This window comes from Pseudomonas flavescens, from assembly GCF_013408425.1.
Taxonomy (GTDB): Bacteria; Pseudomonadota; Gammaproteobacteria; order Pseudomonadales; family Pseudomonadaceae; genus Aquipseudomonas; species Aquipseudomonas fulva_A.
On sequence record NZ_JACBYV010000001.1, the window covers coordinates 4,955,769 to 4,977,820 of the forward strand.

Annotated in this window: 20 protein-coding genes; 11 read left to right on the top strand and 9 right to left on the bottom strand. The window is 63.7% G+C overall.

Features of this window, described 5'->3' with window-relative positions; genetic code table 11:
- Window positions 1-30: 30 nt before the first annotated feature.
- Window positions 31-1,239 carry a bifunctional phosphopantothenoylcysteine decarboxylase/phosphopantothenate--cysteine ligase CoaBC gene (gene coaBC / locus FHR27_RS22135; RefSeq protein ID WP_042553585.1) on the bottom strand — a complete coding sequence of 403 codons (1,209 nt, stop codon included), beginning with the start codon at window positions 1,237-1,239 and terminating at the stop codon, window positions 31-33.
- 177 nt (window positions 1,240-1,416) lie between these two features.
- On the opposite strand from coaBC, the gene radC reads away from it, so the two are divergent.
- Window positions 1,417-2,091 (top strand): RadC family protein, encoded by a 675-nt coding sequence (gene radC / locus FHR27_RS22140; RefSeq protein WP_042553584.1) that lies wholly within the window; start codon window positions 1,417-1,419, stop codon window positions 2,089-2,091.
- Window positions 2,092-2,110: 19 nt separating this feature from the next.
- Here radC and FHR27_RS22145 read toward each other — a convergent pair whose 3' ends face one another.
- Together FHR27_RS22145 and FHR27_RS22150 are read right to left on the bottom strand one after the other, a co-directional pair.
- The gene (locus FHR27_RS22145) at window positions 2,111-3,466 is read right to left on the bottom strand and encodes an esterase-like activity of phytase family protein (RefSeq protein WP_179539578.1); all 1,356 of its coding nucleotides are present in this window, start codon (window positions 3,464-3,466) and stop codon (window positions 2,111-2,113) included.
- Window positions 3,467-3,588: 122 nt separating this feature from the next.
- Window positions 3,589-5,166 carry an ABC transporter substrate-binding protein gene (locus tag FHR27_RS22150; RefSeq protein ID WP_179539579.1) on the bottom strand — a complete coding sequence of 526 codons (1,578 nt, stop codon included), beginning with the start codon at window positions 5,164-5,166 and terminating at the stop codon, window positions 3,589-3,591.
- Between the two features lie 381 nt (window positions 5,167-5,547).
- Here FHR27_RS22150 and rpmB point away from each other — a divergent pair, with 381 nt between their 5' ends.
- Together rpmB and rpmG are read left to right on the top strand one after the other, a co-directional pair.
- Complete coding sequence (gene rpmB, locus FHR27_RS22155; RefSeq protein WP_042553582.1) at window positions 5,548-5,784, top strand: 50S ribosomal protein L28; 237 nt, start codon at window positions 5,548-5,550, stop codon at window positions 5,782-5,784.
- Between the two features lie 9 nt (window positions 5,785-5,793).
- Window positions 5,794-5,949 carry a 50S ribosomal protein L33 gene (rpmG, locus tag FHR27_RS22160; RefSeq protein WP_042553581.1) on the top strand — a complete coding sequence of 52 codons (156 nt, stop codon included), beginning with the start codon at window positions 5,794-5,796 and terminating at the stop codon, window positions 5,947-5,949.
- Between the two features lie 77 nt (window positions 5,950-6,026).
- Here rpmG and FHR27_RS22165 read toward each other — a convergent pair whose 3' ends face one another.
- From FHR27_RS22165 to FHR27_RS22175, 3 genes are all read right to left on the bottom strand, one after another.
- Complete coding sequence (locus FHR27_RS22165) at window positions 6,027-8,405, bottom strand: penicillin acylase family protein (protein WP_179539580.1); 2,379 nt, start codon at window positions 8,403-8,405, stop codon at window positions 6,027-6,029.
- 336 nt (window positions 8,406-8,741) lie between these two features.
- Window positions 8,742-10,229 carry a methyl-accepting chemotaxis protein gene (locus FHR27_RS27110; RefSeq protein ID WP_042553579.1) on the bottom strand — a complete coding sequence of 496 codons (1,488 nt, stop codon included), beginning with the start codon at window positions 10,227-10,229 and terminating at the stop codon, window positions 8,742-8,744.
- 84 nt (window positions 10,230-10,313) lie between these two features.
- Window positions 10,314-10,889: a DUF6436 domain-containing protein gene (locus FHR27_RS22175; RefSeq protein ID WP_042553578.1), complete on the bottom strand. Its 576-nt coding sequence runs from the start codon at window positions 10,887-10,889 to the stop codon at window positions 10,314-10,316.
- Between the two features lie 160 nt (window positions 10,890-11,049).
- Here FHR27_RS22175 and FHR27_RS22180 point away from each other — a divergent pair, with 160 nt between their 5' ends.
- A complete protein-coding gene (locus tag FHR27_RS22180; protein WP_042553652.1) occupies window positions 11,050-11,982 on the top strand; it encodes an alpha/beta hydrolase in 933 nt (310 codons plus the stop codon).
- Window positions 11,983-11,984: 2 nt separating this feature from the next.
- Here FHR27_RS22180 and FHR27_RS22185 read toward each other — a convergent pair whose 3' ends face one another.
- Complete coding sequence (locus FHR27_RS22185) at window positions 11,985-12,716, bottom strand: DUF2059 domain-containing protein (protein ID WP_179539581.1); 732 nt, start codon at window positions 12,714-12,716, stop codon at window positions 11,985-11,987.
- A gap of 82 nt (window positions 12,717-12,798) precedes the next feature.
- Between FHR27_RS22185 and FHR27_RS22190 the strand changes: the two genes are divergently transcribed.
- Window positions 12,799-13,422, top strand: a complete 624-nt coding sequence (locus FHR27_RS22190) for a 2OG-Fe(II) oxygenase (protein WP_042553576.1) — start codon at window positions 12,799-12,801, stop codon at window positions 13,420-13,422.
- 58 nt (window positions 13,423-13,480) lie between these two features.
- On the opposite strand, the gene serA is transcribed toward FHR27_RS22190, so the two are convergent.
- The gene (gene serA, locus FHR27_RS22195) at window positions 13,481-14,710 is read right to left on the bottom strand and encodes a phosphoglycerate dehydrogenase (protein ID WP_042553575.1); all 1,230 of its coding nucleotides are present in this window, start codon (window positions 14,708-14,710) and stop codon (window positions 13,481-13,483) included.
- Window positions 14,711-14,893: 183 nt separating this feature from the next.
- On the opposite strand from serA, the gene FHR27_RS22200 reads away from it, so the two are divergent.
- The 5 genes from FHR27_RS22200 (at window position 14,894) to FHR27_RS22220 (ending at window position 19,652) form a co-directional block, all read left to right on the top strand.
- On the top strand, window positions 14,894-16,285 hold the full coding sequence (locus tag FHR27_RS22200; protein ID WP_042553574.1) for an FAD-binding oxidoreductase: 1,392 nt from the start codon (window positions 14,894-14,896) through the stop codon (window positions 16,283-16,285).
- Window positions 16,286-16,306: 21 nt separating this feature from the next.
- Window positions 16,307-16,972 carry a fumarylacetoacetate hydrolase family protein gene (locus tag FHR27_RS22205; RefSeq protein WP_042553573.1) on the top strand — a complete coding sequence of 222 codons (666 nt, stop codon included), beginning with the start codon at window positions 16,307-16,309 and terminating at the stop codon, window positions 16,970-16,972.
- A gap of 242 nt (window positions 16,973-17,214) precedes the next feature.
- Window positions 17,215-17,562 carry a NirD/YgiW/YdeI family stress tolerance protein gene (locus tag FHR27_RS22210; protein ID WP_042553572.1) on the top strand — a complete coding sequence of 116 codons (348 nt, stop codon included), beginning with the start codon at window positions 17,215-17,217 and terminating at the stop codon, window positions 17,560-17,562.
- Between the two features lie 100 nt (window positions 17,563-17,662).
- Window positions 17,663-18,583, top strand: coding sequence for an SdiA-regulated domain-containing protein (locus FHR27_RS22215; RefSeq protein ID WP_179539582.1), 921 nt, complete (start codon window positions 17,663-17,665; stop codon window positions 18,581-18,583).
- Between the two features lie 154 nt (window positions 18,584-18,737).
- The gene (locus tag FHR27_RS22220; protein WP_179539583.1) at window positions 18,738-19,652 is read left to right on the top strand and encodes an SdiA-regulated domain-containing protein; all 915 of its coding nucleotides are present in this window, start codon (window positions 18,738-18,740) and stop codon (window positions 19,650-19,652) included.
- 35 nt (window positions 19,653-19,687) lie between these two features.
- Here the strand turns inward: FHR27_RS22220 and rpiA are convergent, their stop codons facing one another.
- Entirely contained in the window at window positions 19,688-20,359 is a 672-nt protein-coding gene (gene rpiA, locus FHR27_RS22225) for a ribose-5-phosphate isomerase RpiA (protein WP_042553569.1), read from the bottom strand.
- A gap of 131 nt (window positions 20,360-20,490) precedes the next feature.
- Between rpiA and ilvA the strand changes: the two genes are divergently transcribed.
- Window positions 20,491-22,005, top strand: a complete 1,515-nt coding sequence (ilvA, locus tag FHR27_RS22230) for a threonine ammonia-lyase, biosynthetic (protein WP_179540141.1) — start codon at window positions 20,491-20,493, stop codon at window positions 22,003-22,005.
- The last annotated feature ends 47 nt before the right edge of the window (window positions 22,006-22,052 follow it).

Here is a 22,052-nt window from a genome sequence, read left to right on the forward strand (position 1 = left end):
GGGCGCTCAGGTTTTCCGTGCTGATGAATGTCAGGGTTTGCGCTGGTGCGCAGCGATGAAGCTCACCAGTTGCCGGGCGATCTTGCCCTTGCTGGTCTGCGCGAAGCTGCTCTGGTGGAGCTCGCGATCGATGATGGTGATCGCGTTGTCTTCACTGTTGAAACCGATGCTGGGGTTGGCCACGTCGTTGGCGACGATCAGATCGAGGTTCTTGTCCTTGAGTTTGCGCGAGGCGTACTCCAGCAGATTCTCGGTCTCGGCGGCGAAGCCGACGCTGAAGGGGCGGTCGTCACGGTGTGCCAGAGTGGCGAGAATGTCCGGGTTGCGGACCATCTGCAACAGCAGGCCGTCACCGCTGTTCGGGTCTTTCTTCAATTTGTGCTGAGCGACAACTTCCGGGCGGTAGTCGGCGACCGCGGCCGCTGCGATGAGGATATCGCAGGGCATCGCCGCTTCGCAGGCGGCTAGCATGTCACGGGCGCTGACCACGTCGATGCGGTTGACCCGATCCGGTGTCGCGAGGTGCACCGGACCGCTGATCAGCGTGACCTTGGCACCGGCCTCCACGGCGGCCTCGGCGAGGGCGAAGCCCATCTTGCCGGAGCTGTGGTTGGTGATGTAGCGCACCGGGTCGATGTTTTCCTGGGTCGGGCCGGCAGTGATCAGCACGTGCTTGCCGGTCAGAGCGAGGTGTTCGAAGCAGTCGGCGGCGAGATGCGCCAGGTCATCGGCTTCGAGCATGCGCCCCAGGCCCACGTCGCCACAGGCCTGGCTGCCGGATGCCGGCCCGAACAGGCGCAGGCCGCGCGCGCGCAGCAAGGCGCTATTGGCCTGGGTGGCCGGGTCGCGCCACATGGCCTGATTCATCGCCGGCGCCAAGGCTACCGGGGCGTCGGTGGCGAGCACCAGTGTCGTCAGCAGGTCGTCGGCCACGCCCTGTGCCAGGCGCGCCATGAGGTCGGCGGTCGCTGGAGCGATCAGCACCAGATCGGCCCAGCGCGCCAGTTCGATATGGCCCATGGCGGCTTCTGCAGCCGGATCGAGCAGGTCCTGATGCACCGGGTGACCGGATAGCGCCTGCAGGGTCAGCGGGGTGATGAACTCGCGACCACCCTGGGTCATGACCACGCGCACTTCGGCGCCCTGGTCCTTGAGTCGGCGTACCAGCTCGGCGCTCTTGTACGCCGCGATGCCGCCACCCACGCCAAGGATGATGCGTTTGCGATACAGCCGCTGCATAACTCTGCCTTTGTCGTATGGAGTTACAGACGCAGGATGCCGGCGCCTCCCCAGCCCCGGCACCCCGCGAAAAACCGGGCTACGATAGCACAGCGGCAGCAGGGGAGCAGTGGCGTGCCGGGCGAGGATTTCGCCAGCGGCAGGTGATGCCGATTCGAATGGACAGGGAGTGTCTCGATGAGTATTCGTGAGTGGCCCGCGGCAGAGCGCCCGCGGGAGAAGTTGCTGGCCCAGGGGGCGGCCAGCCTGACCGACGCCGAGTTGCTGGCGATCTTCCTGCGCACCGGCGTGGCGGGGCAGAGTGCGGTGGATCTGGCGCGGCACCTGCTCGCCGATTTCGGCAGCCTGCGGGCGTTGTTGCAGGCTGACCTGGCGTCCTTCAGTCAACGCCTCGGGCTCGGGCCTGCCAAGTTCGCGCAGCTGCAGGCGGTGCTGGAAATGGCCCGCCGGCATCTGGCCGAGCAGCTCCGGCGTGATTCGGCGCTGGAAAGCCCCCAGGCGGTGCGGGATTACCTCAAGGCACTGTTGCGCCACGAGCCCCACGAGGTGTTTGGCTGCCTGTTTCTCGATGCCAAGCATCGCGTGCTGGCGTTCGAGGCGCTGTTCCAGGGCTCCATCGACAGTGCCAGCGTTTACCCGCGGCAGGTGGTCAAGCGCGCGCTGGCGCACAATGCCGCCGCGCTGATCCTCACGCACAATCACCCGTCCGGCGTCGCGGAGCCGAGTCAGGCCGACAAGGTGCTGACCCAGCGATTGAAGGAGGCGCTCGCCCTGGTCGAAGTGCGCATCCTCGACCATTTCATCGTGGGCGATGGCGAGCCGTTGTCGATGGCCGAGCACGGCTGGATGTAGCCGGCACGGCCGTCGCCGCTCAGCGGGCGCGCAACAGCTCACCTGCCTCGAGCAGAACCAGTTCGTTGTCATCGGCCTGGTTGGGCTCACGGCTGCTGGAGAACGGCAGGTTGTTGTCGTTGCCGACGACGATGTGCGTGTCATCGACGATGTCGACGTTCTCGATGGTGAAGAACGGGAAGGTCAGCACGCCGTCGTTCAAGGGCTTGCGGGCGATGCCCTTGGGGTCCTGAATCGCGAGCAGGTCGATATGGCCGACCTTGCGCACGGGCTGGCCGACGTTGCCGTCGTCGAACGCCACCTTGTAGACGCGCTTGAAGCGGGCGATGTCGGAGAAGCAGGTGCTGCCTTTTTCACCGGCAGGACAGGCCTTGTCGGCGGTACCTTCGCCATTGTCGCGCTCGATGATCAGCCCGCTGGCGGCATCGATCATGTTGAAGTCGCCGATGGCGTGGCCGGGCTGCTCCAGGGCGTACAGCCAGTGGCGCCCGGTCCAGGCCTCGCGCTGCACATCGAACTCGACCATGCGCAACACGTTCTTGCCATCCTGCTGCTCGGCGCCGTTGCTGGCAGCATCCCACAGGGGGCCTTCGAGCAGGGCGTAGAGTTTGCTGCCGTCGCTCGAGGCTGCCATGCCCTCCAGTCCCTTGGAGCGCCGTACCTCGACATTCATCGGCTCGGCAGGCCAGCCAGGCAATTTGACCGCGGGGTTGTCTGGCGAGCGCAGCGGTTTGCCCGCTACCTCCACGTCGAAGACCTTCTGCACCCGGCCCTGCAAATCGGCCTTGATCACATAGGGGCCGAACTCGTCACCGATCCAGATTGCATCACCCACGAACTGAAAACTCTCGGGGTCGAAATCGGCGCCCGACAGGTAGCGCGCTTTCGAGCCTTCATGAACGATGCGAAACGGTACCTTCTTGTCCGGGTCGCTGAGAAATACCGTTGCCAGGCGCTTGAATTCGCCTGACTGGAAGTCGACGTCGTAGTGGTTGAGGTAGAGCATCGCGTCGGCCGAATTGGCCTTGGTGCCGAAACCGTTGTCGGTCAGTACCCAGAAGGTGCCGTCAGGCATGTGCTTGATACCGGAATGGCCCTGCAGCGGCTGACCCTGAAAAGGCAGCGACATGCCCGTGGGGCGATTGGCCGACATCCCCTCCACGCTGCCGATTTTCTCGCTGCGCTGGCCATTGGAGAATTTGCCGCTGACCGCGAAATCGGCCGGTGCATCAGCCGGCGGGGTCACGAAACTGGCTGCCGGCAGCACGGCGTGGCCGGCCAGTATCGCCGGGTAGGCGGTGCCCGTGTCCTGCCCGTGGCAGAGGAGTGGGACGCAGCAGAGTGTGGTGGCGAGCAGTTTGCAATCGAAGCGCATGGCCGAGCGATCCCCGTCTGTAGAGAACGGACAGGGTGGGGCAGGCGTGTGTCATGACTGTGACAACTGCCTGCGACCTGCCCAGCGCCAGAGCGGGCAGGCAGCAGGCAATGCATGGGGTGTCAGGGCTTCACGCTGACCTTGGAGAAATCCTGGCGGCCGAACGGGCTGACGCTGTAGCCCTCGACATCCTTGCGGATGAGGGCGTAGGCCGTCGGATGTGCCAGGGGCAGCCACAGCGCCTGCTGCTGGATGATCGCCTGAGCATCTTTATATAGCGCGGCGCGTTTTGCCTGATCGCTGATGGCCTTGCCGTCGGCGATCAGTTTGTCGAGCTTGGCGTCGCAGTAACGGGCGAAGTTCAGGCCGGACTCCACCGACGCGCAGGAAAACTGCGGGGTCAGGAAGTTGTCCGGATCACCGTTGTCACCGGCCCAGCCCATGAACAGCAGGTCGTGCTCGCCGGCCTTGGCGCGACGAATCAGTTCGCCCCACTCGATCACGCGGATTTGCGCCTTGATACCGACCTCGGCCAGGTCGGCCTGCAGCAGTTGCGCGCCCAGGCTGGGGTTGGGGTTGAGCACGCTGCCCGATGGCCGCGTCCAGATGGTGGTGCTGAAACCGTCGGCCAGCCCGGCTTCTTTCAGCAGTTCGCGGGCTTTCTGCGGATCATGGGCATAGCCCGGCAGATCGCTGGCGTAGCCCCAGGTGTTCGGCGGGTAAGGGCCGTTGGCGGGTTCCGCGCTGTTTTCGAATACCGCCTTCAGGTAGCTGGTCTTGTCGAAGGCCAGGTTGATGGCCTGGCGCACGGCAGGCTTGTCCAGTGGCGGGTGCTGGCTGTTGATGCCGACGAAGGCGGTCATGAAGGCCGCGGTTTTCACGCTGCCGAGGTTGGCGTCCTTGGTGGCGGCTTCGACGTCCAGCGGCTTGGGCGACAGGGCGATATGGCATTCGCCACGGCGCAGCTTCTGCAGGCGCACGTTGGCATCCGGGGTGATGGCAAAGACCAGTGCGTCGACATTCGGTTTGCCGGCGAAGTAATCCTCGTTGGCGACATAACGGACGGCGGCGTCCTTCTGGAAGCGCCTGAACACGAAAGGCCCGGTGCCGATGGGCTGGCTGTTGAGCTTCTCGGGGGTTTCGGCCTTGAACAACTGGTCCGCGTATTCGGCCGAGTAGATGGAGGCGAAGCCCATGCTCAGCGTGGCGAGGAAGGTCGCGTCCGGTTTGTTGAGGGTAATACGCACCTGGTGGGCGTCGACCTTCTCGACCGCCTTGACCAGCTCCGGCCACTGCATGGATTGGGCGTGGGGATAGCCGCTGGTGGCTACCTTGTGCCAGGGCTGGGTGGGATCGAGCATGCGCTGGAAACTGAACAGCACGTCGTCGGCTTCCAGTGGACGGCTTGGCTTGAAGTAGTCGGTGCGGTGGAACTGCACGTCGTTGCGCAGGGTGAAGGTGTAGACGAGGCCGTCCTGGGAAACCTCCCATTTGCTGGCCAGGCTCGGTACCAGCTTGCCGCTGGCGGCATCGAAATCGACCAGGCGGTTCATCAGCACGTCGGCCGACGCGTTGGTGGTGGTCAGGGAGTTGTACTGCACCACGTCGAACCCGTCCGGGCTGGCTTCGGTACAGACGCTGAGCGTAGCGGCCTGGGCGAACAGCGGGGCGATGAGCAGCGGCAAAAGGGCGAGACGCATGGGGAACTCCTGAGCGGGGCGGCGCGCATCCGGCGGGCCGTCGAATGGAAAACGCTGACTGGGGTGGGTCGCGTTGACGCGTGAACAGACACTAAGCGATAAGTCGGAGGGGAACAACGTATCGTCGCGACGAATGGTCATTGCCGGGCGAGCCCGCATCGCCGGGCCGGCGCACGGCGAGCCGCGTATTTAAAGTGTGGTCGTGCTTGTTGCTGTGGGGGCTTTCTGGTATAAAGCAGCGCTCTTTTCTAGGGGCCCGGTTGCTTGATTGCGATCTATCGCCGGTAAGACCCTGAAGAAACGCGGCGCCCAGCGCCGAAAAACAGAGATTAAGCGGCCAACCCATGCCGGGTTGGGCATGTGGTTTTAGAGGGCTGAGGTATGTCGAGAGTCTGTCAAGTTACCGGTAAGGGTCCGGTAACCGGGAATAACATTTCCCACGCCAACAACAAAACCCGTCGTCGTTTCCTGCCGAACCTGCAGCATCACCGCTTCTGGGTCGAGTCTGAGAACCGTTTCGTTCGTCTGCGTCTTACCGCTAAAGGTATGCGCATCATCGACAAACGTGGTATTGACGTAGTCTTGGCCGAGCTTCGTGCTCGTGGCGAAAAGGTTTAAGGAGCTATCATGCGCGAACTGATCCGTTTGGTGTCCAGTGCCGGTACCGGCCACTTCTACACCACCGACAAGAACAAACGCACCACCCCCGACAAGCTCGAAATCAAGAAATTCGACCCTGTCGCACGCAAGCACGTGAACTACAAGGAAGCCAAGATCAAGTAATTGATCGGCGACCCTGTTGTTGAAAAAGCCCGCCTCATGGCGGGCTTTTTCATGCCCGTGATTTGCCTGCCAGGCGGTCAGGGGGCGGGCTGCAAGGTCAGCGTGCTGCGGGTATTGGCGACGACGTCCTCGTCGCTCAGGTGCTGTGGTACGTAGGCGCCATCGATGAAGCGCTGCGCCTGGTCGCTGTAGTGGCGATCGAAGGGCACGCCGCTCTGGCCGAGCGGGTTGATGCCCAGGCTGTGGCTGGCATCGGCCATATCGATCAGGCGCCGCGTGGAGGGGCCGTGGCCTACCTGCCAGGGCGCGCTGGCGATGCGGTGCGACAGGTTGTTCGGCGTTTCATGGCCACCGGGCGCAGCCAACGGACCGATGTTGAGTAGCGCGTCCAGTGGCCATTGCACGCCGAGCGGATGCTGATGGGTGAGCGTGTGTGCCGGCCCCCAGTGCCATTGCCCGGGATTCTCGCCAAGGGTCGCTCGCAGGTGCTGCAGGGTCGCGCGCCAGGCATCGGCCACTGCGTCGGCGCGGCTGCGGGATTGGCCGTCGGCACGTGCCCACCAGGGCGATTGCGGGTCGGCGGTGAGGCGCGGCAACGCACTGTCGATCATGCGCGTCGACAGCAATCGCTCGAAGGAGGCCTGGCCCAGCCTCTCGGCCATGGCCAAGCGGCTCAGCTCGAAGATGAACTGGTTGAACAGGGTGGCGGCCACTGAATCCAGCGGATGATCGCCCTTCCAGGTGGCCAGGGTTTCGACCAGTTCCCGTTCGGGCTCGTCCGCTGCCGCTGCGCGCAAGTCGTCGAGGATCGGCGCCAGCAGCCGCGGGCCGTAATCGGTGCCGGTCTCCAGTTGCAGGGCCTGGCTGTTGTGCAGGTCCCAGCGTATAGCCGGGTCGGCCAGGTGCCGATTCAGGCGCTGGCCGCGTTCCGGCGGGTTGTAGTAGCCGGGAATCTCCAGGCCACTGGCCGAAAGCGGCTGGAAATTGGCTGAAACGATATACCCGCGCGCCGGGTTCTCCTCCTGAGGGTTGGCGCTGAAGGGCTGGAAGCCGGGTTTGTCCGCCGCGTCGCTGCCGCCGTCGAGAATGAACGCCGGATTCACCCCGGCAGGTCGTTCAGGCAGTTTCGCCGCGGCCCACCAGGCGATGTCACCGCTGGCGTTGGCCCAGACCAGGTTGAGGCCTGGAGCGTGTATGCGCTCTGCAGCGGCGCGGCCCTTTTCGAGGGTGTCGGCGCGGTTCAGGCGGTAGAAGGCGTCGAGCAGCGGGTTCTCGGTTTCCAGAAAGGCCCACCACATGGCGATCGGTGTCGTGCCATCGGCATCGCCCAGGGCATCGTTGATGATCGGGCCGTGAGGGGAGCGGCGCAACGCCAGGGTTACCGGCTCGGCATCCTTGACCTGAATGGTCTCCTGGCGACGCTGCAGAGCGACCCAGCGGCCCTGGTACCAGACCTGCTCGGGATCGTCCGGGTTGACCCGTTCGGCGATCAGGTCCATGTCGTCGTTCTGGAACATGGTCAGGCTCCAGGCGAAGTCGCGGTTGTGGCCGAGAAACGCCACCGGGGTCGCCGGCTGGTGATGGCCGTACAGCTCGAAGCCCGGGTACTTGAGGTGCGCCTCGTACCACACCGACGGTGCGGAGAAGCGAATATGCGGGTCGCCGGCCAGCAGGGGCTTGCCACTGGCGGTGCGCGAACCCGATACCGCCCAGGCATTGCTGCCCTCGAACTGTGGCAGGCCGTTGTCGATCAGGGCCTGCTGGCTGAGCTGGGCAAGGCGGTCGAGCGCCTGCCAGTCGCTCTTCCCGAGGGAGGCGTCGAGCACGCCTTCGGGGTGCCAGTCGATATCGAAGATTTTCAGGTAGTCGCTGCCGAGCTCGTCGCGAATGTGGGTCAGCAGCGGTTCGCTGCGCAGCGCTGCGGCGAAGCTGTAGGTCAGGTAACCGGCGATGGACAGGGTGTCGGCGGCCGTGAAAGGGCGCTTCTCGATACCCAGCAGGTCGAACTCCAGGGGCGCCGGGCGGCTGTCCTGATACTGGTTGATGCCATCGAGATAGGCGGCGAGTGCCTTGGCGTGGGGGCTGTCGGCATCCAGTCGGGCGGCCTGCTGGTCGGCCCTCGCACGGATTTCCAGGCTGCGGAACAGGCGGTCGGTGGGCAACAGTTTGGCGCCGAGAATTTCTGCCAGTTCACCGCGCGCCAGGCGGCGTAGCATCTCCATCTGGAACAGGCGATCCTGGGCCTGCACGAAGCCCAGGGCGCGGTACAGGTCGGCCTCGTTCTGCGCTTCGATATGCGGCACGCCGCGCTCGTCATAGCGCACCTCGACGGGCGCGCTCAAACCCTGCAGAGTCAGTTGGCCCTCACGCAGTGGCTGCTTGCCGTGCAGGTACCAGGCTCCTGCGCCAGTCACTGCCAGCATGAGTGCAGCCAGGGTGATAAATAGGCGTTTCATGCTCACATCCTTGTTCCGGGGGCGCCCATGCTGCGAGCAATCGGCGCCGGCCGCAACCAGGGTCTACTGACGTTTCAACGCGAGGCGCGTTGCCGCGAGAAATTTCGCCAGGAGAGGCAGAGTACACAGGGAATGGACTAGCCGTCCGCGCCTTGCCTTTTCAGGTCCTCCAGCGACGCATGGCGAAACTCCCCGCGCAACCCGCAGGACCGGTCCCGCTTTGCCGCGATGCTGCGTTTCTCACCAACTCATTTGGCCAGCCAAACTTCGCGGCTCGTGCCTTGCCTATCGGCAAAACCGACGCCGGCGCGGCTGTGCGTGGAACGTCAACAGACTCTAAGGCGTCGCGCGGTTCTGGCTGACGTGAAACTGGTCACAAAGGCCATTGAGATGCTCGGCCAGCGAGGCCAGGCGCTGGCTGTCACCAGCCACCTCGCCCGCGTCACGTGCAGTGTCTCCGGCGACCTGACGAACCTGTTCGATCAGGCGTGCCACTTCGGCGGTAGCCGCCAACTGCTCGCGCGTGGAAACGCCGATAGCCTGAATGGCCTCGATGGAGCGGTGCACGTTGTCCAGCAGGGCCACGGTGCGCTGGGTATGGCCAACGCAGCGGGCCACGCCAGCATGACTTTCGGCCATCGCATTCACCGCGTTGGTCGAGCCCTGCTGCAGGCGGGCGATCATGCCCTGAATCTCGCCGGTGGCCTGCTGGGTACGTTGTGCGAGCTGTCGTACCTCATCGGCCACTACCGCGAAGCCGCGGCCCTGCTCGCCAGCGCGGGCGGCTTCGATGGCGGCGTTGAGAGCCAGCAGGTTGGTCTGCTCGGCCACCGAGCGAATCACCTCCAGTACCTTGTCGATGGCTCTGGCTTCGTCGGCCAGTTCCTGCACCACGCTGCTGCTGCCGTCGATCTGCCGGGCCAGGCTCTGGATCTCGCTCTGCGTATCGGTGATCGCCGAGGCGCCCGCTGCGGCATCGCGATCGGCCAGGCGTGCGGTTTGCGCCGCCTGTTCAGCGCTGTTGGAGACCTCGCCCACGGCCAGGGTCATCTGCTCGATGGCACCACCCATCTGCGCAGTGGCGTTGAGCAGATCCTCGGCGCACTTGTTCAGCTCGAGGGTGGACTGGCTGAGGTGCTGGCTGGTACTGCGCAGTTCATCGCCTGCGCCGACGACCCGGCTGACCAGGTTGTCGAGCAGTGCCAGAAAGCGATTGAAGCGTTGCGCCAGGCGGTCGCTGGAGGTGCTGCGGTACGCCAGGTCGACAGGTTCGCCATCGCGCAGCAGGTGCGCGGAGGTGCGTTGCAGGTCTTCGCCTGCCGCCGCTTCACGGGCGCTGTGGCGAGCCAGCACGAGCAGGATGATGGTCTCGGCGATCACATAGGCGGCGTGGATGAACACCACGGGCCAGCCAGCGCCGGCTTGCAGGAGGAACACGCCGCTGCCGTTCTGCTGCAGGGCGAAGAAGCTCAGGTGATGCACGGCGATGGTGCCGGCAGCCAGCAGTATTGGCAGCCAGTCGCGGTAATAGACCAGGAACGCCAGCAGGACGAATACGCTGAAATGCATCTCGACCATGCCATGACTCTGCTGGATATGCAGCGCGGCCAGCACCATGAATGCCACCGCGATCAGGCAGCGATAGGGCCGGGTGCCGCCGATCATGGCGTACAGCGCACTGAGCGCGATGGCCGTACCGCCGCCGATGATCAGTGCCGCCGCCCAGGTCGCGTGCCAGAACGCCAGCCCGAGCGCGTACAGGGTCATCAGCCAGACTACGCAAAGCATCAGGCGGTCGGCCTGGCGATAGAAATTGTTGTGCATGGTGTCCCTTCCAATTGCTGCAGCGCCAAGAAGTTTTGGCAGAACAGTGAAGGAATCGCAAGTTCGATGCCATTCAATGGCCGTTCAGCGCAGTTTTACCCAATCGCAGAAGCAGCCGCTGGCCAGATTGTTGTTCGCAACGACTTTCCGGCCATCGAGCAACGCGTCGAGTACGGGCTCGATGAAGCTGTTGCCGGAGGTGCAGGTAAAACCGCTGCTGTAGGGGCCGAAATAGGCCAGTTCGCCGCGCTGATCCCAGATCGCCACGGCCGGGCTGGCTGGCAGGTTGTCGCTGCCCGTCAACCCATCGAGCGGTTGCAGGGCGCTCAGGCTGGCCGGCAGCTGTCCGTCCGTGCCCGCTTTCTGTACGACGTGGAAGCTCACGCCGCGCGACGAGTAACGCTCCGTGAGCTCGCTGAGGTGTTGCTGATTGCCGACGTTGCAGGGGCATGCCGGATCCCAGAAATGCACCAGGCGGATTTCGCCCGGCCCGGCCAGTGTTGCCGGCAGGCGCAGCTCGCTGCCCGTGAACAGGGCGGTGCGATCACTGAACGGGCGCAGATAACGCGCCTCGAACCACCAGAAGGCGACGACCATGGCGACCAGCCAGGTCACGGTGACCAGGCAGGCGAGCAGGGTGGTGCGTCGGGAACGGGCCATATGACAGCTTCCGTTGGGTGAGGGAGACGGCTTCCAGGTACACCGAGCCTGCAACTGCCGATGCCGGCTTGCCACGGGGCGCTCGGCGGCAGAAGATCGCTACTCTACCCGTTGCCCCGTTGGGGCGACGCTGCTGTGAGTCAAAAGAGTCATGAGCCTGATGTCCGATACCTTTGAGCCCCAATCCCTGGTCGCCAGCCTGCGTCCTCTGGCCAGCGCCGCGCCGCTTTCGCCGGCGGAGCTCGTCTACCGGCAGTTCTACGGCTTCGTGCCGCAGGATGCGGTGCAAACGCGGCTGGGCTGGTTCGCGGTGGACGATTATCGCATCGCCGCCCAGCTGTGGCAGCCCGTTGCGCCGCGCGCGACCCTGTTGCTCCTGCATGGCTATTACGATCACAGCGGCCTGTATCGCCATGTGATTCAGTGGGGCCTGGAGATGGGGTTCGCCGTGCTCGCCGTCGACTTGCCCGGGCATGGGTTGTCCAGTGGGCTGCGCGCCAGCATCAATGATTTCGCCGAGTATCAGGCCGTGCTGCGTGCTGCCCTGCAGCAGGCTGGTGCGCTGGGGCTGCCGGAGCCCTGGCACCTGTGTGGGCAGAGCACCGGTGGTGCGATTCTGATCGACTACCTGCTCAACGACAAGCCGCTGGGTGCCGTGGGTGAAACCATCCTGCTGGCGCCGCTGGTACGGCCGCGGCGCTGGAACTGGTCACAACTCAGCTATCGCCTGCTGCGCCGTTTCGTTCAGGAGATTCCACGGCGCTTCAGCGAAAATTCCAGTGACCTGGAGTTCCTCGATTTCCTGCGCAATCGCGATCCCTTGCAGCCCAAGGTAGTGCCAACTGTCTGGGTCGGGGCGCTGAGCCAGTGGGTGCCGCGCATCGAGCAGGCCCAGCGCAGTGCGCGCAGCCCGCTGATCATTCAGGGCGAGGCGGATATGACGGTGGACTGGCGGCACAATCTCGGCGTGCTGGAGAGCAAGTTCAGTTCGCCGCGGATCTTTCGCCTGCCCGAAGCCCGCCATCACCTGGCCAACGAGGCTGCACCGTTACGGCAGCGCTATTTCGATTATCTGGGCGAGCAACTGAGCTGAGCTCACTGACCTACCGCCAGGCCAGCGCGTACGGCGGCCAATGCAGCCTTGTAGTAAGCCGCGCCGTCATTGGATTGGGCGAACGTGACGAACTCCTCCAGTTCCGGGTCGGATAACGTGCGGTAGACATGCAGCAGGGTGTTGTCGAGGTCTTTGTCGATCTGCGTCATCAGACGCTGGCGCTGGCCGTCGAGCAGGCCTTGAGCCGTGCCACCGCCGAGCAGGCCGGGAATCATCTGGCTCAGGCTGTCGGCAGCGACACCTGCCAGAGCCAGGCTGATTTCCGCCCCCGCCTCGCTGGCCGGCAGGGCCTGCGCCAGGTGGCGAATCAGCAGGCGGCGGGTGGCATCCGCTTCGCTGAGCGGCAGGCCATCGGCGTACTTGGCCAATTGGTCCGGACGCGTGGCGAGCAGCTCCGCTTCGACGATCTTGCGGCCCAACGGCGATTCGAAGAAGCGCAGGGCCGGGGTCGGATCGGCCAGGTTCTCGCGCAAGCTGCGCTCTGCCCGTTCATCCATGGCCTTTGCAGCGAAGCGCTGGTTGCTGTTGCTCACCAGTGCCTGGTACACCGCCGGTGGCAGGCTCTTGCTGTAGCGTGCCTGAGCGGCGCTGAGGGCATCGCTGAAATGCGCACGTTGCTGCGGCCAGCCGGCTTTCTCGTACAGCTCGGCATGAGGCTCGGCCAGAGCGGGAAGGCTCAGGAGCACCAACAATAGACAACACAACGCGCGCATAAGGACTCCTGTCTGGGGCAGCTATTTTCGGCAGCCAGGTGACGCTTGTCGAGGTGTAGTCGACACAGGGTAGAATCTTGTCATGACGACCGACATTTCCGATTCGCTGCTGAGCCGCATCATCGATGACCTTGCCGAATTCGGGTGGTCGTTGCAAACCCAGTTCGCCCCTCAGTCTCTGACGCGGCAATTGGCCGAAGAGTGCCGCCAGCGTATTTCCCAGGGCACCCTGGCGCCTGCCGGCACGGGCCGCGGTAACGCCGTGGCGGTGCGTGAGGGCACCCGTGGCGATCATATCCAGTGGCTCGAGGCCGGGCAGTCTCCGGCCTGTGATGGTTATTTGCAGCTGCTCGACGAACTGCGTGTTGCACTCAATCAGAGCCTCTACCTCGGATTGGTCGACTACGAGAGCCACTTCGCCTTCTACCCGCCTGGGGCTTTCTACCTCAAGCACCTGGATCGCTTTCTCGACGAGGATCGGCGAGCCGTTTCCGCAGTGCTTTATCTCAATGAAGACTGGTTACCGGAGGAGGGCGGCGCGTTGCGGCTGTACTTGGCCGATGGCGAAGTGCGTGATGTCTGGCCTCAGGCCGGCACCCTGGTCGTCTTCCTGTCTGCCGATGTGCCCCACGAAGTGCTGCCCGCCAGCCGTGATCGACTGTCGTTGACCGGCTGGTTCCGCCGTCGCGGTGATAGCCCGCTCTGACGGGTGCCAGAAACGAAGAAGGGAGGCCGAGGCCTCCCTTCTTGATGCGGCTAGGTTCTTAGAACAGAACGCGGCTACGGATGGTGCCGTTGACGTGCTGCAGCTTTTCCAGCGCCAGATCCGAGTACTCGGCGTCGACGTCGATGACCACGTAACCGACCTTCTCGTTGGTCTGCAGGTACTGACCGGAGATGTTGATACCGTTGTCGGCGAACACCTTGTTGATCTCGCTCATCACGCCCGGAACGTTGGCGTGGATGTGCAGCAGACGGTGCTTGCCCGCGTGTGCCGGCAGGGCCACTTCCGGGAAGTTGACCGAGGATACCGAGGTGCCGTTGTCGCTGTACTTGACCAGCTTCTCGGCCACTTCCAGGCCGATGTTCGCCTGGGCTTCGGCGGTGGAGCCACCGATGTGCGGCGTGAGGATCACGCGATCCAGGCCTCGCAGCGGGCTTTCGAACACGTCGTCGTTGGACTTCGGCTCGACCGGGAACACGTCGATGGCGGCGCCGATCAGGTGCTCGTCCTTGATCGCGGCAGCCAGGTGATCGAGCTCGACCACGGTACCGCGGGCGGCGTTGATCAGGATGCCGCCCTTCTTCATGGCACGAATTTCCTTCTCGCCGATCATCCACTGGGTGGATGCCAGCTCGGGCACGTGCAGGGAAACGATGTCGCACTGACCCAGCAGGTCGTGCAGCTTGCCGATCTGCTGCGCATTGCCCAGCGGCAGTTTGGTCACCACGTCGTAGAAGAACACCTGCATACCCAGGGCTTCGGCGAGCACCGACAGCTGGGTGCCGATGGAGCCGTAACCGACGATGCCAAGCTTCTTGCCACGGATTTCGAAGGAGTTGGCTGCCGACTTGATCCAGCCGCCACGGTGGCAGGAGGCGTTCTTCTCGGGAATGCCGCGCAGCAGCAGGATGGCCTGGGCCAGCACCAGCTCGGCGACCGAGCGGGTGTTGGAGTACGGCGCGTTGAACACGGCGATACCGCGCTCGCGGGCGGCGTTCAGGTCGACCTGGTTGGTGCCGATGCAGAAGCAGCCAACGGCGACCAGTTTCTTCGCGCAATCGAAGATCTCTTCGGTCAGCTGGGTGCGCGAGCGGATGCCGATGAAGTGCGCGTCGGCGATCTTGGCCTTCAGTTCCTCGCCGGACAGCGCGGTCTTGAGGTACTCGATGTTGGTGTAACCGGACGCCTTCAGGGTATCCACTGCATTCTGGTGGACGCCTTCGAGAAGAAGGAACTTGATCTTGCTCTTGTCGAGAGAGGTCGTGCTCATCGGAGTACCTGTTGTCCCACTAAATTAAGTGTCAGGAGAAGTATCGGCGCTGGCGCCAATGGGCCTGCAGATCGCGGCAAAGCATGATTTGCGGGGGGCATATGCTAGCATGGCTTCCCTTTTCCTTGCTCGGTTGCGACCTGAACGGTTCTCAGGGCGACCATGAATGTTTCGAGAGTTGAAATGACCGATCACCTGCCGATTGAAGAACTCAAAACCCTGGTCGAGCCCGGTAAGGTGCTGACCGACGCCGCCTCCCTGGAAACCTATGGCAAGGACTGGACCAAGCACTACGCGCCAGCCCCCAGTGCCATCGTCTTCCCCAAGACCATCGAGCAGGTGCAGGCCATCGTGCGTTGGGCCAATGCCCACAAGATCGCCCTGGTGCCTTCGGGTGGCCGTACTGGCCTGTCGGCAGCGGCGGTCGCGGCCAATGGCGAAGTGGTGGTTTCGTTCGACTACATGAATCAGATCCTCGACTTCAACGAGTCCAACCGCACCGTGGTCTGCCAGCCGGGTGTGGTCACCGGCGCGCTGCAGCAGTTCGCCGAGGACAAGGGCCTTTATTACCCGGTGGATTTCGCCTCTGCCGGCTCCAGCCAGATTGGCGGCAACATCGGCACCAATGCCGGTGGCATCAAGGTGATTCGCTACGGGCTGACCCGCAACTGGGTGGCTGGCCTGAAAGTGGTCACCGGTACCGGTGAGCTGCTCGAGCTGAACAAGGACCTGATCAAGAACGCCACCGGCTATGACCTGCGTCAGCTGTTCATCGGCGCCGAAGGCACCCTGGGCTTCGTGGTCGAGGCGACCATGCGTCTGGATCGTGCGCCGCGCAACCTTACCGCCATGGTGCTCGGCACGCCTGATTTCGACTCGATCATGCCGGTGCTGCACGCCTTTCACGGCAAGCTCGACCTCACCGCCTTCGAGTTCTTCTCCGACAAGTGCCTGGACAAGATCCTCGGCCGTGGCGACATTCCGGCACCGTTCGAGAGCCGCACGCCGTTCTACGCCCTGCTGGAATTCGAAGCCGTCAACGAAGACGTGGCCAATGCCGCTCTGGCGACCTTCGAGCATTGTGTCGAACAGGGCTGGGTGCTCGATGGCGTGATGAGCCAGAGCGAGCAGCAACTGCAGAACCTGTGGAAGCTGCGCGAGTACATCTCCGAGACCATCAGCCACTGGACGCCTTACAAGAACGACATCTCGGTGACGGTCAGCCAGGTGCCGGCGTTTCTCGCCGATATCGACACCATCGTTTCCGGCAGCTACCCCGATTTCGAAGTGCTCTGGTACGGCCACATCGGCGACGGCAACCTGCACCTGAACATCCTCAAGCCCGACGCGCTGAGCAAGGAAGACTTCTTCGCCAAGTGCGCGACCGTCAACAAGTGGGTGTTCGAGACCGTCGAGAAGTACAACGGCTCGATCTCCGCCGAGCACGGCGTGGGCATGACCAAGCGTGATTACCTGGAATACAGCCGCTCGCCGGCAGAAATCGCTTACATGCGAGCGGTCAAGGCGGTCTTCGACCCCAACGGCATCATGAACCCAGGCAAGATCTTCAACTGATCCCCGGACCAAGGAGCGACCATGAGCTACCAGCACCAGTATATCGATGGCACCCGTATCCACTTCCCGCTGGGCAAGGTGGTGTGCGTAGGCCGCAATTACGCCGAGCATGCCAAGGAACTCAACAACCCCTTGCCGACCGAGCCGATGCTGTTCATCAAGCCCGGCAGCTGCGTGGTGCCGCTCGAAGGTGGCTTCAGCATTCCGGAAGACCGCGGCTCGGTGCACTACGAAGTGGAAATCGCCGTACTGATCGGCAAGCCGCTGTCGCGCAAGCCGAGCGAAGAGGAAGTGCTCGACGCCATCTCCGGTTTCGCTCCTGCTCTGGACCTGACCCTGCGCGACGTGCAGAACAAGCTCAAGGACAAGGGGCATCCCTGGGAGCCGGCCAAGGCATTCGACGGTGCCTGTGTACTGGCGCCGTTCGTGCCGGGTGACGCGGTCGAGGACCTGGCTGCCATCGGCATCCGTCTGACCATCAACGGCGAAGTGCGTCAGGACGGCATCAGCGGCGACATGATCTTCGCGATCGTTCCGGTGATTCAGGAAATGGCCGGCCACTTCAACCTGCAGCCCGGCGACGTGATCCTCACCGGTACCCCCGCAGGCGTGGGCCCGCTGCACAAGGGTGATGAGCTGGTGCTCGACCTGGTCGGCCACTCCAGCTTCGCCAGCCGGGTCATCTGACACGGCGATCGCTGCAAGGCGGTAGCGGCCGTTCGCCGCTCCACTGTGGGAGCGCGCCATGCGCGCGAAAAATCGCGGGCTTGGCCCGCTCCCACAGATACTGCACCGATGACCACTCTCGCCTCGCAACCATCCCGAATCCACGTCTATTCCAATTAAGTTTCGCTTAAGCCGGCTTTAAGCCTGGCTTCAGCTGGGCGACTTAACCTGACCCCGTCATCTACAGATAGAGGGTCATCCCCATGAAAGCTCCCGTACTCGCACTGCTGCTCGCTCCGCTGTTCTCCACCGCTGCCATGGCTGCCGGCTACACAGGCCCAGGCCAGGTCGCTCAGGTCACGACTGTCGAGCAGGCGCTGAAAGCTGGCGACGACACCCCGGTGGTACTGCAGGGCCAGATCGTCAAGCGTCTGCAGGACGAACTCTATGAGTTCAAGGACGCCACCGGCACCATCCACGTTGAAATCGACGACGAAGACTGGCCGCCGCAAGCCATTTCCGAGAAGGCCACCGTCAAACTGACCGGTGAAGTCGACAAGGATCTGACCAGCCGCGAAATCGACGTCGATATCGTCGAACTGGTGAAATAAGGCGCGCGCTGTTAGCGTCCCACCACTGCACTGAATGGCCGCCTCTCGGAGCATCCGGGGGGCGGCGTTGTCGTTTTTGCTGATGGATATGTGAATCGCCATGCGCCGTCTGATTTCGATCAAAGGTTTATCCCTGCTGTTGATGCTCGTTCTGCTGGTTGCGCTGGGTATCGCGAGCCAGCAATTTCGCCTGTTCGAGCGGGCCTGGTTCAATGTCAGTCAGCCAGCCGAGGCGCCCTCGCATTCGCTGTGGTTGAGCGACTACAAGGTGGTGATAGAGGCGCAGCGTATCGAAGGACTGGAGGACGACGTCTCGGCGTTGACCTACGATCCGGATCGCCAGAGCCTGTTCACGGTGACCAACCAGCATCCCAAACTGATCGAGCTGTCCCTGGACGGCAAGGTACTGCGGCAGATCGAACTGGTCGGTTTCGGTGATCCCGAAGCGGTGGAGTACGTGGCGCCCGGGCGTTTCGTGATCGCCGACGAGCGCACCCAGCGGTTGGTCAAGATCCGCGTCGACGACGACACCACCTCCATCGATGCCGCCGATGGTCAGCAGATGTCCCTGGGCCTGGAGATGGGCAGCAAGAACAAGGGCTTCGAGGGCCTGGCCTACGACCTGGCTGGCAAACGCCTGTTCGTGGCCAAGGAGCGCGACCCGATGCGCATCTACGAGGTGCATGGCTTCCCCAACCTCGACCCGGACACGCCCGCTCCTGTGCAGATTCGCGATGACCGCAAGCGCGATGCGGGCATCTTCGTGCGAGACCTCTCCAGCCTGCATTACGACAGCCTCACCGGCCATCTGCTGGCGCTGTCGGATGAGTCACGACTGGTCGTCGAGCTGGACGAGGCCGGCAAGCCGATCAGCAGCCTGTCATTGCTGCAGGGCCAGCAGGGCCTCAAGAAGTCGGTGCCGCAGGCGGAGGGCATCACCATGGATGATCATGGCGTGCTCTACCTGACCAGCGAGCCCAATCTCTTCTATGTCTTCAGCAAGGGCGGCAAGACCGACTGAGCCTGCGGCACCGCCCAGGTGGCGACAGCCCTGCCTGCCTCACCACGCTGGTGAAGTGAGGCGAGGGCTGGTAGTTTCGCCCGTCACTATGGCCGCCCCCGGGATTCTCTCGGAGGCAGCACCGTTTTCCTCGCCGATGGACAAGTGAACCGATATGCGTCGTCTGTTTTCCCTCAAGGCATTGCTGGTGCTGTTCGTACTCATCGTGGCCTCGCTGCTGGCTGTCTGGGGGCAGGAGTTCCGGGTCTTCGAACGGGCCTGGTTCAACGTGCAGCAGCCGGATGAGGCTCCAGCGGATGCGCTATGGCTCGATGGTTATCGGGTAACCCGTGAAGCGCAGGTGATCGAGGGCCTGGACGATGACGTTTCGGCATTGACCTACGATCCACTGCGCAAGAGCCTGTTCACCGTCACCAACCAGAACTCCCGGCTGATCGAGCTTTCCCTGGAAGGCAAGGTGCTGCGCGAGATCGAACTGGTCGGTTTCGGCGATCCGGAGGCCGTGGAGTATGTCGCGCCGGGAGTCTTCGTGGTCGCCGACGAACGCCCCCAGCGTCTGGTGGAGGTGCGCATCGATGACACCACCACCCGTGTCGACGCTGCCAGTGGCCAGCAGCTTTCCCTGGGCCTGGAGATGGAGGCCAAGAACAAAGGCTTCGAAGGCCTGGCCTACGATCTGGTCGGCAAGCGCCTGTTCGTCGCCAAGGAGCGCGACCCGCTGCGCATCTACGAGGTGCACGGCTTCCCTCACCTCGACCCGAGCACGCCATCGGCGATCCGTGTCATCGATGACCGTGAGCGTGACGAGGGGCTTTTCGTGCGCGATCTGTCCAGCCTGCAATACGTCGCCGGTAGCGGGCACCTGCTGGCGCTCTCCGATGACTCGCGCTTGCTGGTGGAGCTCGATACCAAGGGCGAAGCGGTCAGCAGCCTGTCGCTGATCGGCGGTCAGCAGGGGCTGAGGGCGTCTGTTCCTCAGGCCGAAGGCATCGCCATGGACGAGCAGGGCGTGATCTACATGATCAGCGAGCCCAATCTCTTCTACACCTTCAGCAAAAAGGCCGAGTGACTGCTCACCCGGCCTTTCGGTGTTGCCCGCGTTACTCAGCGCTGCAGCGACTTCACGCCTTCGGCGGTGCCGAGCAGCAGCAGGTCGGCCGGGCGCGCGGCGAACAGGCCGTTGGTGACCACGCCGACGATGGCGTTGATGTCCGCTTCCAGTTTCACCGGGTCGGTGATGCTCATGTTGTGCACATCGAGGATCACATTGCCGTTGTCGGTCAGCACGCCTTCGCGGTAGACCGGGTCGCCGCCCAGCTTGACCAGCTCACGGGCCACGTGGCTGCGGGCCATGGGAATCACCTCCACCGGCAGCGGGAAGGCGCCGAGCACCGGCACCAGCTTGCTGCCGTCGGCGATGCAGATGAAGGTGCGGGCCACGGCGGCGACGATCTTCTCGCGGGTCAGGGCCGCGCCGCCGCCCTTGATCAGGTTCAGGCGCTCGTCACTCTCGTCGGCGCCGTCGACGTAGAACTCCAGATCGCTGACGCTGTTCAGTTCGTACACCGGGATGCCGTGGCCCTTGAGGCGTGCGGCAGTGGCTTCGGAGCTGGCTACGGCACCGTCGAAGTCCAGTTTGTGCTTGGCCAGGGCGTCGATGAAACAGTTGGCCGTGGAGCCGGTGCCGACCCCAACGACGCTCTTGGCGTCGAGCTTGGGAAGGATGAAGTCGACGGCGGCCTGAGCCACGGCTTGTTTGAGCTGATCCTGGGTCATGCGGGTTCCACGAGAGAGAAGGAAACGAGGCGCTGATTATAGCCGGCAAAACCCCGGAATTCGTATGGTCGCTCGGCAGATGGCTGGGTTAGACTCCGGGGTTCCTCATGAAACCGCCTGCGATGCCTGCCATGCTCGAACAGTACGTCAAGAAGACCCTGACCTCCCGTGTCTATGACGTTGCCGTGGAAACCCCGCTGCAACCCGCTCGCCAACTCTCCGAACGCCTGGGCAATCAGATTCTGCTCAAGCGCGAGGATCTGCAGCCGGTTTACTCGTTCAAGATTCGTGGCGCCTACAACAAGCTGGCGCAACTCACCCCGCAAGAGCTGGCTCGTGGCGTGGTTACCGCCTCGGCCGGCAACCACGCCCAGGGCCTGGCACTGGCCGCCAAGCACATGGGCGTGAAGGCGACCATTGTCATGCCGCGTACCACGCCCGAGCTCAAGGTGCAGGGCGTTCGCTCCCGTGGCGGCAAGGTGGTGCTGCACGGCGACGCCTTTCCCGAAGCCCTGGCGCATTCGCTGAAGCTGGTCGAGGAAAAGGGCCTGGTGTACGTGCACCCCTACGACGATCCCCATGTGATCGCTGGCCAGGGCACCGTGGCGATGGAGATCCTCCGTCAGCATCAGGGCCCGCTGCATGCGATCTTCGTTCCGGTCGGCGGTGGTGGTCTGATCGCCGGCATCGCCGCCTACGTCAAATACCTGCGTCCGGAGACCAAGGTGATCGGCGTCGAGCCGGACGACTCCAACTGTCTGCAGCAGGCCTTGGCTGCAGGCGAGCGCGTGGTGCTGCCGCAAGTCGGGCTGTTCGCCGACGGCGTGGCGGTGGCGCAGATCGGTCAGCACACCTTCGATATCTGCAAGCTGTGCGTCGATGAAGTGATCACCGTCAGTACCGACGAGATCTGCGCAGCGATCAAGGACATCTACGACGACACCCGCTCGATCACCGAGCCCGCGGGCGCGCTGGCCGTGGCCGGAATCAAGAAGTACGTCGAGCGCGAAAACGTCAGCGGCCAGGTGCTGGTGGGCATCGATTCCGGCGCCAACGTCAACTTCGACCGCCTGCGCCATGTGGCGGAACGTGCCGAACTGGGTGAAAAACGCGAAGCGATCATCGCCGTGACCATTCCCGAGAAGCCGGGCAGCTTCAAGGCCTTCTGCGAAGCGATCGGCAAACGGCAGATCACCGAATTCAACTACCGCTACCACCAGGATGGCGAGGCGCACATCTTCGTCGGCGTGCAGACCCACCCGGAGAACGACCCCCGTGCGGCGCTGGTCGAGAACCTGCGTGGCCAGGGCTTCCCGGTACTCGACCTGACCGACAACGAGCTGGCCAAACTGCATATCCGCCATACCGTCGGCGGGCATGCCGCTGCCGTGCCGGACGAGTGCGTGTTTCGTTTCGAGTTCCCGGAGCGGCCGGGGGCGCTGTTCAACTTCCTCAACAAGCTGGGCGGGCGCTGGAACATCACGCTGTTCCACTACCGCAACCACGGCGCCGCCGATGGCCGTGTGCTGGCTGCCCTGCAAGTGCCGGAAGACGAGCGCCATCTGCTCGCGCCGGCGCTGGATGAGATCGGTTATCCGTACTGGGACGAGACCGACAATCCGGCTTACAAGCTGTTTCTCGGTTAGTCGATTCGCGCAGACGATTTTCCCGGGCATCGCGCTGCTCCGCCCAG

Bases quoted from the DNA above. Each gene is read 5' to 3' on its own strand.
- coaBC (WP_042553585.1), bottom strand. From the start codon at position 1,239: ATGCAGCGGCTGTATCGCAAACGCATCATCCTTGGCGTGGGTGGCGGC.
- radC (WP_042553584.1), top strand. From the start codon at position 1,417: ATGAGTATTCGTGAGTGGCCCGCGGCAGAGCGCCCGCGGGAGAAGTTG.
- FHR27_RS22145 (WP_179539578.1), bottom strand. From the start codon at position 3,466: ATGCGCTTCGATTGCAAACTGCTCGCCACCACACTCTGCTGCGTCCCA.
- FHR27_RS22150 (WP_179539579.1), bottom strand. From the start codon at position 5,166: ATGCGTCTCGCCCTTTTGCCGCTGCTCATCGCCCCGCTGTTCGCCCAG.
- rpmB (WP_042553582.1), top strand. From the start codon at position 5,548: ATGTCGAGAGTCTGTCAAGTTACCGGTAAGGGTCCGGTAACCGGGAAT.
- rpmG (WP_042553581.1), top strand. From the start codon at position 5,794: ATGCGCGAACTGATCCGTTTGGTGTCCAGTGCCGGTACCGGCCACTTC.
- FHR27_RS22165 (WP_179539580.1), bottom strand. From the start codon at position 8,405: ATGAAACGCCTATTTATCACCCTGGCTGCACTCATGCTGGCAGTGACT.
- FHR27_RS27110 (WP_042553579.1), bottom strand. From the start codon at position 10,229: ATGCACAACAATTTCTATCGCCAGGCCGACCGCCTGATGCTTTGCGTA.
- FHR27_RS22175 (WP_042553578.1), bottom strand. From the start codon at position 10,889: ATGGCCCGTTCCCGACGCACCACCCTGCTCGCCTGCCTGGTCACCGTG.
- FHR27_RS22180 (WP_042553652.1), top strand. From the start codon at position 11,050: ATGTCCGATACCTTTGAGCCCCAATCCCTGGTCGCCAGCCTGCGTCCT.
- FHR27_RS22185 (WP_179539581.1), bottom strand. From the start codon at position 12,716: ATGCGCGCGTTGTGTTGTCTATTGTTGGTGCTCCTGAGCCTTCCCGCT.
- FHR27_RS22190 (WP_042553576.1), top strand. From the start codon at position 12,799: ATGACGACCGACATTTCCGATTCGCTGCTGAGCCGCATCATCGATGAC.
- serA (WP_042553575.1), bottom strand. From the start codon at position 14,710: ATGAGCACGACCTCTCTCGACAAGAGCAAGATCAAGTTCCTTCTTCTC.
- FHR27_RS22200 (WP_042553574.1), top strand. From the start codon at position 14,894: ATGACCGATCACCTGCCGATTGAAGAACTCAAAACCCTGGTCGAGCCC.
- FHR27_RS22205 (WP_042553573.1), top strand. From the start codon at position 16,307: ATGAGCTACCAGCACCAGTATATCGATGGCACCCGTATCCACTTCCCG.
- FHR27_RS22210 (WP_042553572.1), top strand. From the start codon at position 17,215: ATGAAAGCTCCCGTACTCGCACTGCTGCTCGCTCCGCTGTTCTCCACC.
- FHR27_RS22215 (WP_179539582.1), top strand. From the start codon at position 17,663: ATGCGCCGTCTGATTTCGATCAAAGGTTTATCCCTGCTGTTGATGCTC.
- FHR27_RS22220 (WP_179539583.1), top strand. From the start codon at position 18,738: ATGCGTCGTCTGTTTTCCCTCAAGGCATTGCTGGTGCTGTTCGTACTC.
- rpiA (WP_042553569.1), bottom strand. From the start codon at position 20,359: ATGACCCAGGATCAGCTCAAACAAGCCGTGGCTCAGGCCGCCGTCGAC.
- ilvA (WP_179540141.1), top strand. From the start codon at position 20,491: ATGCTCGAACAGTACGTCAAGAAGACCCTGACCTCCCGTGTCTATGAC.